We start from the raw sequence: 11,726 nt of genomic DNA on the forward strand, positions 1-11,726 counted from the left end.
AGCCATTTCATTATTCGACCGCATTCCTATGAAAGAACTCGGTCACCCGTGGGAGCGGGCTTGCTCGCGAAGACGATCTTTCAGACACCGAATACCTACCGTAAAACTCAACCCTCCGAACGCTGCCCAATCAAGCTATCCACCGACGGCACCCGCGTATCGCTTTCCATCTGCGTCTCGTGTTCGATCTGGTGACTGAACCGGTCCAGCGACCCCTTGGCCGGCTGAGCATCGCTGGCGAATACCGGCGGGCTGAGGATGTAGGCGCCGAGCAGGCGGCTGAGGGCGGCGAGGCTGTCGATGTGGGTGCGTTCATAGCCGTGGGTGGCATCGCAGCCGAAGGCGAGCAGGGCGGTGCGAATGTCGTGGCCAGCCGTGACGGCCGAGTGAGCATCGCTGAAGTAATAGCGGAACAGGTCGCGGCGCGCCGGCAGTTCGTTATCACTGGCCAGACGCAGCAGGTGGCGCGACAGGTGATAGTCATAAGGCCCGCCGGAATCCTGCATTGCCACGCTCACCGCGTGTTCACTGGAATGCTGGCCGGGCGCGACCGGCGCGATGTCGATGCCGACGAATTCGCTGACATCCCAAGGCAGGGCCGCCGCCGCACCGCTGCCGGTTTCTTCGGTGATGGTGAACAGCGGATGGCAGTCGATCATCAACTCTTCGCCGCTGTCGACAATGGCTTTCAGCGCCGCCAGCAGGGCGGCGACGCCGGCCTTGTCATCGAGGTGGCGGGCGCTGATGTGGCCGCTTTCGGTGAATTCCGGCAAAGGGTCGAAGGCGACGAAATCGCCGACGCTGATCCCCAGCGAATCGCAATCGGCGCGGGTGGCGCAATAGGCGTCCAGGCGCAACTCGATGTGATCCCAGCTGATCGGCATTTCATCCACGGCGGTGTTGAACGCGTGCCCCGAGGCCATCAACGGCAACACGCTGCCACGGATCACGCCATTGTCGGTGAACAGACTGACGCGGCTGCCCTCGGCAAAACGGCTGGACCAGCAACCGACCGGCGCCAGGGTCAGACGGCCGTTGTCCTTGATCGCGCGAACCGCTGCGCCAATGGTGTCCAGGTGAGCGGAGACGGCGCGGTCCGGGCTGTTCTTCTTGCCCTTGAGGGTGGCGCGGATGGTGCCGCGACGAGTCATCTCAAAGGGAATGCCCAACTCTTCGAGGCGTTCGGCGACGTAACGCACGATGGTATCGGTGAACCCGGTGGGGCTGGGAATGGCGAGCATTTCCAGCAGGACTTTTTGCAGGTAATTGAGGTCCGGTTCGGGAATTTTGCTGGTCATGGAAACTCCTGATGAAGTAAGAGCATCGATGGTTTCGATGAGGAGGGGGAATCTACGTTGCCTGTCAGGCCGCCTTCGCGGGCAAGCCTCGCTCCTACAAGATTGGTGTCGTCGCCTCATACCTGTAGGAGCGAGGCTTGCCCGCGAAGGCGGCCTGACAGGCACTACATTACTAAGGGACCGCCGGCTGACTATGCGCAAACAACAAATCCACAAACCGCTCGGCCGTCGGCTGCGGTTCATGGTTGGCCAGCCCGGCGCGCTCATTGGCTTCGATAAACACATACTCCGGCTGGTCAGCGGCCGGCACCATCAGGTCGAGCCCGACCATCGGAATATCCAGCGCCCGTGCCGCGCGCACCGCCGCATCCACCAAGGTCGGATGCAGAATCGCCGTGACGTCCTCAAGAATGCCGCCGGTATGAAGATTCGCCGTGCGCCGTACGAACAGATGCTCACCGGCCTGCAGAATGCTGCTGTAGTCGTAACCCGCAGCCTGCAACGTGCGCTGGGTCTCATGGTCCTGCGGGATTTTGCTTTCGCCGCTGGTCGCCGCCTGACGGCGACGGCTCTGGGCCTCGATCAGCGCTCCGATGGAATGCTGACCGTCGCCCACCACTTCCGCCGGCCGGCGAATGGCGGCGGCGACCACTTCGAAACCGATCACCACAATCCGTAAGTCGAGGCCTTCATGGAAGCTTTCCAGCAGTACTCGACTGTCGAAGGTGCGGGCGTTTTCGATGGCCTGCTGGACCTCTTCGAGGGTGCGTAAATCCACCGCCACCCCTTGGCCCTGTTCACCGTCCAGCGGTTTGACCACCACCCGTTGGTGCTCATCGAGAAACGCCAGATTGTCGTCCGCGCTCCCCGCCAGTTGTTGGGCGGGCAGTTCAAGACCAGCGTTTTTCAGCACCTTGTGGGTCAGGCTCTTGTCCTGACACAACGTCATGCTGATGGCGCTGGTCAGATCGCTCAGGGATTCGCGGCAACGCACCCGACGACTGCCGTGAATCAAGGTAAACAGACCCGCTTGCGCGTCATCTACCTGCACCTCAATGCCGCGCCGATGAGCCTCCTCGACGATGATCCGCGCATACGGATTGAACTCGGCTTCGGGGCCGGGGCCGAGAAACAACGGCTGGTTGATGCCGTTTTTGCGCTTGATGGCGAAGGTCGACAAGTTGCGAAAACCGAGCTTGGCGTAAAGACTTTTCGCCTGACGGTTGTTGTGCAGCACAGACAGGTCCAGGTAACTCAGGCCACGACTCATGAAGTGTTCGATCAAGTGCCGCACCAGCACTTCACCGACGCCTGGGCGGGAACACTGTGGATCGACCGCCAGGCACCACAGGCTGCTGCCGTTTTCCGGATCGTTGAACGCCTTGTGATGATTCAGGCCCATGACGCTGCCGATGATCGCGCCGCTGTCCTCATCTTCGGCCAGCCAGTAAACCGGGCCGCCCAGGGGATGAGGCGTCAGCAAACTCGCATCAATCGGCAGCATGCCGCGCGCCTGATACAGCTGATTGACGGCCTGCCAGTCCGCTTCGCTTTGCACCCGACGGATGCGAAAGCCGCGAAACACCCGGGTGGCCTGACGGTAATCGCTGAACCACAGGCGCAAGGTGTCGGATGGGTCGAGGAACAGTTGCGCCGGCTCCAGCCCCAGCACTTGCTGGGGCGCGGCGACGTACAAGGCGATGTCCCGCTCACCCGGTTGCTCATTGAGCAACTCTTGGGCAAGGCTCGCGGCATTGGGGAAAGTATGGCCGATCAGCAGCCGGCCCCAACCGCAATGCACTGCTATTGGCGCGGCGCCCAATTCACTGCCGTCTTCGGCCAGGCGCGCCTGCAAACGTTCGTAGGAGGGCGCCTGACCGCGCAACAGGCGTTGGCTATAAGCCGTAGCGTGAGGTTTCATCGATCAGATTCCTTGTTCACTGAGCCACAGGTTCAGGGCTGCCAATTGCCACAGCTTGGAGCCGCGCAACGGGGTCAGTTGACCTTGTGGATCGGTCAGCAGGCGGTCGAGCATGGCGGGGTTGAACAGGCCACGATCCTGACTCGGATCGAGCAGCAGTTCACGCACCCAGTTCAGCGTATCGCCCTGCAAATGCTTGAGGCCGGGGACCGGGAAGTAACCCTTTTTGCGGTCGATCACTTCACTCGGAATGACCAGCCGTGCCGCTTCTTTCAAGACTTGCTTGCCGCCATCCGGCAGTTTGAATTCGCCCGGCACCCGCGCCGACAATTCCACCAGGCGATAGTCGAGAAACGGCGTACGCGCTTCCAGCCCCCAGGCCATGGTCATGTTGTCGACCCGTTTGACCGGGTCATCCACCAGCATCACGGTGCTGTCCAGACGCAGGGCTTTGTCCACGGCTGCATCGGCACCGGGCTGGGCGAAATGTTCCTTCACGAAGTCGCCGGCCGCGTCGTTGGCCGTCAGCCATTTCGGCTGCACCGTGGCGGCGTAGTCGGCATAGCTGCGGTCGAAAAACGCATCGCGATACGCCGCGTACAGATCGCTCGCACCGTCCACCTGCGGATACCAGTGATACCCGGCGAACAACTCGTCCGCGCCCTGGCCGCTTTGCACCACCTTGCAGTGCTTGGCCACTTCGCGAGATAGCAGATAGAACGCGATGCAGTCATGGCTGACCATCGGTTCGCTCATGGCGCGGAACGCCGCGGGCAGTTGCTCGATGATCTCTTTTTCGTCGATGCGCAGTTGATGGTGTTGGGTGCCGTAGTGCTTGGCGATCAGGTCCGAATACTGGAACTCGTCGCCGCGCTCGCCACCGGCATCCTGGAAACCGATGGAAAAGGTCGACAAGTCTTCGACCCCGACTTCGCGCAACAGGCCTACCAACAGACTCGAATCGACGCCGCCGGAAAGCAGCACGCCGACATCCACCGCCGCCCGTTGACGGATCGCCACTGCATCACGGGTGCTGTCGAGCACGCGGTCGCGCCAATCTTCGAGGGTCAGGTTCAGCTCGTCGGCATTTGGACCGTAGGGCAGGGTCCACCAGGTTTTCTGCTCGGTGCTGCCGTCCGCGTCGATGCGCATCCAGCTCGCCGGGGGCAGTTTCTCGATGCCCGCCAGCAAGGTGCGCGGAGCCGGGACCACCGCATGGAAGTTCAGATAATGATTGAGTGCCACCGGATCGAGAATCGGGTTGATGTCGCCACCCTTGAGCAATGCTGGCAGGGTCGAGGCAAAGCGCAGGCGTTGACCGGTGCGCGATAGATACAACGGCTTCACGCCGAGACGGTCGCGGGCGATGAACAGGCGCTTGGCGTCGCGTTCCCAAATGGCGAAGGCGAACATGCCGTTGAGTTTGGGCAACAGGGCTTCGCCCCAGGCGTGATAACCCTTGAGCAGCACTTCGGTGTCGCCGCCGGAATAGAAGGCGTAACCGAGGCTTTCAAGCTCGGTGCGCAGTTCCGGGAAGTTGTAGATCGCGCCGTTGAAGGCCAGGGACAGGCCCAGTTGGTTGTCGATCATCGGCTGTGCCGAGCCGTCCGACAGGTCCATGATTTTCAGGCGCCGGTGGCCCAGGGCAATCGGCCCCTGGCTGTGGAAACCCCATGCATCAGGGCCGCGAGGGGCCAGGTGATGGGTGATTCGTTCAATGGCTGCGAGGTCCGCAGGTTGATGGTCGAAACGTAATTCTCCAGCTAATCCGCACATAAGTCCTTACCGGTTTTTCCGTTGGGGAGGGTCAATCGATACCTCGCCAAAAACGGCGGGTACCCGGAAACTGACCCAGCGGGATCCCTGGAGTTTTAGACCGATAAGTTATATGTCGATGGGTCAGGCTTTTCCGCGGATCAATTGGCGTAAGGCAAAACGATTGGGGTGGCAGGCCTCGGCCACTGTTCTGGGCAAGGGCAGGGGCTCGTTTTCAAGCCATGCGGCCAATAGCTCGCCAGACAACGGCGCGGTGATCAAACCGCGAGAACCGTGACCGCTGTTGACGTAAAACCCGTCGAGCCATGGGCATGGCATATCGGGCACTTGCCGGGCATCTTTGCTCAGCGCGGCATAGGCTTCGGCGAAGGCTGCCTGGTCGGCCAACGGTCCGACGATCGGCAGGTAGTCGGGGCTGGTACAGCGGAATGCCGCGCGTCCTTCCAGTTGCTGCGGGTCCAGGTCTGGAACATGCAGACGGGCGACCAGGTCAGTGGAGATTTCCTCGAGCAACGCCAGATTGCCGAGGTGTTCGGCGACGGTCGGGGTCAGCTCATCGCTTTTGAAATCGAAGCTGGCGCCGAGTGTATGTTCGTCCAGGCGTGCGGGCGCCACATAGCCTTCGGCGCAGACCACGGTCGCCAGGCTCTGGCTTTCAGGGGTTTGCGCCAGTCGGGTGATCTGGCCGCGAATGCGTTTGAGGGGCAGGTCGGCGCTTTGAGGAAACCGCTTGATCTCGGCGGCGCCGGCCAGAATCACCACCGGCGCGCTGGCCAGCAGTGCATCGCCGTCCCAGGCCTGCCACTGATCATCGACCTTGCGCAGTTCCAGCACCTCGCGATGGGGCAGCCACTGGATGTTCGTTGAGGACGCCTGCCACTGACACAACGCGGGCGGATGAACCCAGCCACCTTCAGGATAGAACAAGCCGCCGTGCGCCAATTCGATGCCGGCTCGGGCCTGAGCCTGGGGTTGACCGAGCAGGTGCACCAGGCTCGATGAAAAGGCCGCGGCCAATTGCGCCTGACGCTCGGCTTCCTTGGCATTGAAGGCCAGTTGCAAGACGCCGCAATCGTCCCAGTCGACGCCACGCTGCAGTTGTTCCAGCAGACGGCGGGTGTAACCAAAACCGCTGACGATCAATTGCGACAACGCTGTGCCATGGGCCGAAAGCTTGAGGTAGAGCACGCCCTGAGGGTTGCCCGAGGCTTCCTGCGCCAGTGCTTCGTGGCGGTCCAGCAAACTCACTTGCCAACCCCGCGCGGCCAGGCTGGCGGCACTGGCGCAACCGGCCAGCCCGGCGCCGATCACCAGGGCGTGGCGTTCGCCGGTCAGCGGCTGTGGACGAGCGAACCATGGTTTTGCCGAGGCTGGTTTAGCCGCCTCTTCGGGCCAACCGAGGAACGTGCCCCGCAGAATTTCCCATTTATGGCCAATGCCCGGCGTGCGCTTCATCTTGAAACCCGCCGCGTTCAGCAGGCGGCGCACCCAGCCGGTGCTGGTAAAGGTGCTGATGGTCGAGCCGGGTGCCGCCAGGCGCGCCAGTTCGGCAAACAATTCGGCGGTCCACATGTCGGGGTTTTTCGCCGGGGCGAAACCGTCGAGAAACCAGGCGTCGATCTGCGCATCCAGTTGTGGCAACTGCTCCAGTGCATCGCCGATCAGCAAGGTCAGGGTGACGCGGCCGTTGTCCAGCACCAGGCGCTGAAAACCCTGATGGATCGCTACGTATTGCGCCAGCAATTGATCGGCGAATGGCTTGAGCTGCGGCCATAACGCCAGGGCCCGTTGCAGATCGGGCGCGCTCAGCGGGTACTTTTCGACGCTGACAAAATGCAGTCGTGCACCGGCTACCGCGTGCTGTTCGAACAACTGCCAGGCACAGAGAAAATTCAGCCCGGTACCGAACCCGGTTTCGCCAATCACCAGTCGCCCACCCGCCGGCAAGGCGGCGAAACGATCGGGCAAATCGTTTTGCTGCAGAAACACATAACGGGTTTCTTCAAGGCCCGACAGGTCGGAAAAATACACATCATCGAACACCCGCGAACGCGGGCGACCTTGGTCGTCCCAGTCGAGCTGGGCGTGGGGCAATACAGGTTTCATGGCAGGCTCGGCAACGACAAGGTGGCCATTCTAGCCGATCGCCGTTGCGGTGCTTGATCCAAAATCCTGTAGGAGCGAGGCTTGCCCGCGAAGAATTCACCGCGGTTTTTCAGGTATTACGCGTCATCGTTCTTCGCGGGCAAGCCTCGCTCCTACAGGTTGTGCGGCCCCCTTCCCCTGGGAATTTTTCTGATGACTGCCTGCCCAATCCGCTAGTCTTGCTCAATCCTGGAAGGAGCCGCTCCATGTTCGAATCCGCCGAAATCGGTCATACCATCGACAAAGAAACCTATGACGCCGAAGTGCCGGCCCTGCGTGAAGCTTTGCTCGAAGCGCAGTTCGAACTTCGGCAGCAACAGCGCTTTCCAGTGATCATTTTGATCAACGGCATTGAAGGTGCCGGCAAGGGCGAGACGGTCAAGTTGCTCAACGAATGGATGGACCCGCGCTCGATCGAGGTCCGCACGTTTGACCAGCAGACCGACGAAGAACTGGCGCGCCCGCCCGCCTGGCGCTACTGGCGGATGTTCCCGGCCAAGGGCCGCATGGGGATTTTCTTCGGTAACTGGTACAGCCAGATGCTGCAGGGACGGGTTCATGGTTTGTTCAAGGATCCGCGACTCGATCAAAGCATCAACGGGGCCGAGCGGCTGGAGAAGATGCTGTGCGACGAAGGCGCGCTGATCTTCAAGTTCTGGTTTCACCTCTCCAAAAAACAAATGAAAGCGCGGCTCAAGGCGTTGGCCGATGACCCGCTGCACAGCTGGCGAATCAGCCCGCTGGATTGGCAGCAATCCGCGACCTACGACAAATTCGTCAAGTACGGCGAACGGGTGCTGCGCCGCACCAGTCGCGACTATGCGCCGTGGCATGTGATCGCCGGCGTGGACGCGCACTATCGAAGCCTGGCAGTCGGCAAGATCTTGCTCGAGGGCCTGCAAAGCGCTCTGAAGAGACCCAGGATTCACCCGGACAAAGTCAGCGCCGCGCCATTGTTTCCCAGCGTCGATCAAGTGAATCTGCTCGATAGCCTGGACCTGACCCTGCAGCTGGATAAGGACGATTACGAAGAGCAGTTGATTACCGAGCAGGCACGGTTTTCCGGGCTGATGCGCGACAAGCGCATGCGTCGTCACGCGTTGATCGCGGTGTTCGAAGGCAACGACGCGGCAGGCAAGGGCGGGGCAATTCGTCGAGTGGCCGCAGCGCTCGACCCACGCCAGTACGACATCGTGCCGATCGCCGCGCCTACCGAGGAAGAACGGGCCCAGCCGTATCTCTGGCGGTTCTGGCGGCATATCCCGGCCCGGGGCAAATTCACTGTGTTCGACCGTTCCTGGTATGGCCGGGTGCTGGTGGAGCGCATCGAAGGCTTTTGCAGCAAGGCGGACTGGATGCGCGCCTATGGCGAGATCAACGACTTCGAAGAGCAGATCGCCGATGCCGGGGTGATCGTGGTCAAGTTCTGGCTGGCCATCGACAAACAGACCCAACTGGAACGCTTCCAGGAGCGCGAAGAGATCCCCTTCAAACGCTTCAAGATCACTGAAGACGACTGGCGCAATCGCGACAAATGGGACGATTACCGCGCTGCTGTCGGCGATATGGTCGATCGCACCAGCACCGAGATATCACCGTGGACCTTGGTGGAAGCCAATGACAAGCGCTGGGCGCGGGTCAAGGTCCTGCGCACCATTAACCAGGCGCTGGAAGATGCGTTCGAAAAGTCCGACAAACGCGAGAAGAAACTGCGCAAGCGCTGAACCGATGGCTACGCATACGCGGGGTGAATGATTGTCGCGGTCAGTCATAGGGTGGACTTATGCTCGGTCCAACTCCTGACTGACAACAACAATGAGGTGTATGCCATGCGTGAAGTGGTGATCGTCGACAGCGTACGGACCGGCCTGGCCAAATCCTTTCGCGGCAAGTTCAACATGACCCGCCCGGACGACATGGCGGCCCACTGCGTCAATGCGCTGCTCACGCGCAATGACGTTGACCCGGCCAGTGTCGAGGATTGCATCGTCGGCGCCGGCTCCAACGAAGGCGCCCAGGGCTTCAATATCGGCCGTAACGTCGCGGTGCTTTCGCACTTGGGCGTCGGCACGGGTGGCATGACCCTTAACCGCTTCTGTTCATCGGGCTTGCAGGCCATCGCCATTGCCGCCAATCAGATCGCTTCGGGTTGCAGCGACATCATCGTTGCCGGTGGCGTCGAGTCGATCAGCCTGACCATGAAAAGCGTCAACACCGACAACCTGATCAACCCGTTGCTGAAAGAGCAGGTGCCGGGCATCTATTTCCCCATGGGCCAGACCGCCGAAATCGTCGCACGTCGTTACGACGTCAGCCGCCAAGAGCAGGATCTGTACGCCCTGCAAAGCCAGCAACGTACCGCCCTGGCGCAGGCCGCCGGGTTGTTCAACGATGAAATCGTGCCGATGGCGGTGAAGTATCGCGTCGAAGACAAGAACACTGGTCAGGTGCAGATCCTCGACGGCATCGTCGATCACGATGACTGCAACCGTCCTGACACCACCCTGCAAAGCCTGGCCGGGTTGAAACCGGTGTTTGCCGAGGACGGCTCGGTGACCGCTGGCAACTCGTCGCAGCTGTCCGACGGCGCTTCGATGACCCTGGTGATGAGCCTGGAAAAAGCCCTGGCGCTGGGGCTCAAGCCCAAAGCCTTCTTCCGCGGTTTTGCCGTGGCCGGGTGCCAGCCAGACGAGATGGGCATCGGCCCGGTGTTCTCGGTGCCGAAGTTGCTCAAGGCCAAGGGATTGCAGGTTGCCGACATTGATCTGTGGGAGCTCAACGAAGCGTTCGCCTCGCAATGCCTGTACAGCCGCAATCGGCTGGAAATCGATAACGACAAGTACAACGTCAACGGCGGTTCGATTGCCATCGGCCATCCGTTCGGCATGACCGGTTCGCGTCAGGTCGGGCACATCGTGCGTGAGTTGCAACGGCGTAATCTGCGTTACGGCATCGTCACCATGTGCGTGGGGGGCGGGATGGGGGCTACGGGGTTGTTTGAGGCAGTGCGTTAAATCTGCAAGATTTGTTGCCTGATCGACCGCTTTCGCGAGCAAGCCCGCTCCCACATTTGACCGAGTTCCAACGTTGGACACGGTTAAATGTGGGAGCGGGCTTGCTCGCGAATGCAGGCGCCGCGGTTTACCGGCTCGTACACAAAAACTGCATCCGCTCGATATACGCCTGAATCTCCCGCGCCGCGACCTCCGGGTTTTCAAACGGCCCCTCCAGCGTCTGTTCCCGTGTGGTGAAGTACAACTCACCATTCACACGACACAACCGGTCACAACGAAAGTGGGTGGCGGGGGCGTTGTCTTGGGCGCGCATGCCGTACATGGGCGATCTCCTGCGGATGACGGTTTCAATGAGCTTATGCATGAACCACTTGCCGCGCCTGGCCAGCTGATCGACGGCATATCGTCAACTTTATGGTGCGACCTGCACAGTTTCATTCGCGGCCCATCGGCAACTGTCCCTGTGTCACGCCCCGGTCTGAGCCTAGAATGACCATTTTCGCCAATCGGCTTCGGGGTCAGCATGCATATTTCATCGGGTCGCTGGGTTTATGGTCTGTGCCTGGCCTTGCTGACTGCGTTGCTGTGGGGAATCCTGCCGATCAAACTCAAGCAAGTGCTGCTGGTGATGGACCCGGTGACGGTGACCTGGTTTCGCTTGCTGGTGTCCGGTGGCTGCCTGTTCATTTATCTGGCAGCGACCAAACGCCTGCCGAGTCGCAAAGTCCTCGGCCCGCGCGGTGGCTGGCTGGTGTTGATGGCGGTACTCGGACTGGTCGGCAACTACGTGCTGTACCTGATGGGCCTGAACCTGCTCAGCCCCGGCACAGCGCAACTGGTGGTGCAAATGGGCCCGATCATGTTGCTGATCGCCAGTCTGTTCGTGTTCAAAGAGCGTTTCAGCGTGGGGCAGGGGATTGGCCTGTTGGTGCTGTTGGTCGGCTTTGCACTGTTCTTCAATCAGCGTTTGAGTGAACTGCTGACCTCCCTGACCGATTACACCGCCGGCGTGTTGATGGTGCTGTTGGCGTCCACGGTCTGGACCTTCTATGCCTTGGGCCAGAAGCAGTTGCTCACGGTGTGGAATTCGTTGCAGGTGATGATGGTGATTTACCTGTTTTGCGCGCTGTTGCTGACGCCATGGGTGCATCCGCTGGAGGCGCTGCAATTGAGCCCGCTGCAAGGCTGGCTGCTGCTGGCGTGTTGTTTGAACACCCTGATTGCTTATGGGGCCTTCGCCGAAGCCCTGGCCCACTGGGAAGCCTCCCGGGTCAGCGCGACGCTGGCGATCACTCCGTTGGTGACCTTTGCCGCCGTGGCCATGGCTGCGTGGTTATGGCCGGAGTATGTGCATGCCGAGCAGATCAACGGCCTGGGTTACGGCGGGGCGGTGCTGGTGGTGATCGGGTCGGCGCTGGTGGCGTTGGGGCCATCGTTGATGGCGGGGCTCAGGGCTCGGCGGGTGCGGATGGCAATCACACGGTAGACCGCGTTATCGTTCTTCGCGAGCAAGCCCGCTCCCACATTCGACCGCGTTCCTCTGAGAGAACTCGGTCGAATAATGAAATGGCT

Annotated in this window: 8 protein-coding genes; 3 read left to right on the forward strand and 5 right to left on the reverse strand. The window is 61.1% G+C overall.

The genetic code is table 11. The annotated features are described in order from the left end of the window. Positions 1-107: 107 nt before the first annotated feature. From PMI30_RS04870 to mnmC, 4 genes are all read right to left on the reverse strand, one after another. Positions 108-1,298, reverse strand: coding sequence for an osmoprotectant NAGGN system M42 family peptidase (locus PMI30_RS04870; RefSeq protein ID WP_008013602.1), 1,191 nt, complete (start codon positions 1,296-1,298; stop codon positions 108-110). Between the two features lie 172 nt (positions 1,299-1,470). Beyond that, positions 1,471-3,219: an N-acetylglutaminylglutamine synthetase gene (gene ngg, locus PMI30_RS04865; RefSeq protein WP_008013604.1), complete on the reverse strand. Its 1,749-nt coding sequence runs from the start codon at positions 3,217-3,219 to the stop codon at positions 1,471-1,473. Between the two features lie 3 nt (positions 3,220-3,222). Further along, a complete protein-coding gene (locus tag PMI30_RS04860; protein WP_008013605.1) occupies positions 3,223-4,995 on the reverse strand; it encodes an N-acetylglutaminylglutamine amidotransferase in 1,773 nt (590 codons plus the stop codon). Positions 4,996-5,118: 123 nt separating this feature from the next. After that, complete coding sequence (gene mnmC, locus PMI30_RS04855) at positions 5,119-7,101, reverse strand: bifunctional tRNA (5-methylaminomethyl-2-thiouridine)(34)-methyltransferase MnmD/FAD-dependent 5-carboxymethylaminomethyl-2-thiouridine(34) oxidoreductase MnmC (RefSeq protein ID WP_008013606.1); 1,983 nt, start codon at positions 7,099-7,101, stop codon at positions 5,119-5,121. 245 nt (positions 7,102-7,346) lie between these two features. On the opposite strand from mnmC, the gene pap reads away from it, so the two are divergent. Together pap and PMI30_RS04845 are read left to right on the forward strand one after the other, a co-directional pair. Further along, positions 7,347-8,864, forward strand: coding sequence for a polyphosphate:AMP phosphotransferase (gene pap, locus PMI30_RS04850; protein ID WP_008013608.1), 1,518 nt, complete (start codon positions 7,347-7,349; stop codon positions 8,862-8,864). A gap of 105 nt (positions 8,865-8,969) precedes the next feature. Then, positions 8,970-10,154 (forward strand): thiolase family protein, encoded by a 1,185-nt coding sequence (locus tag PMI30_RS04845; protein ID WP_008013610.1) that lies wholly within the window; start codon positions 8,970-8,972, stop codon positions 10,152-10,154. Positions 10,155-10,281: 127 nt separating this feature from the next. Here the strand turns inward: PMI30_RS04845 and PMI30_RS04840 are convergent, their stop codons facing one another. Further along, on the reverse strand, positions 10,282-10,476 hold the full coding sequence (locus PMI30_RS04840; protein ID WP_008013612.1) for a DUF6316 family protein: 195 nt from the start codon (positions 10,474-10,476) through the stop codon (positions 10,282-10,284). A gap of 201 nt (positions 10,477-10,677) precedes the next feature. Here PMI30_RS04840 and PMI30_RS04835 point away from each other — a divergent pair, with 201 nt between their 5' ends. Next, on the forward strand, positions 10,678-11,640 hold the full coding sequence (locus tag PMI30_RS04835; protein WP_008013614.1) for a DMT family transporter: 963 nt from the start codon (positions 10,678-10,680) through the stop codon (positions 11,638-11,640). Positions 11,641-11,726: the final 86 nt, after the last annotated feature.

The organism is Pseudomonas sp. GM50, from assembly GCF_000282375.1.
Classification (GTDB): Bacteria; Pseudomonadota; Gammaproteobacteria; order Pseudomonadales; family Pseudomonadaceae; genus Aquipseudomonas.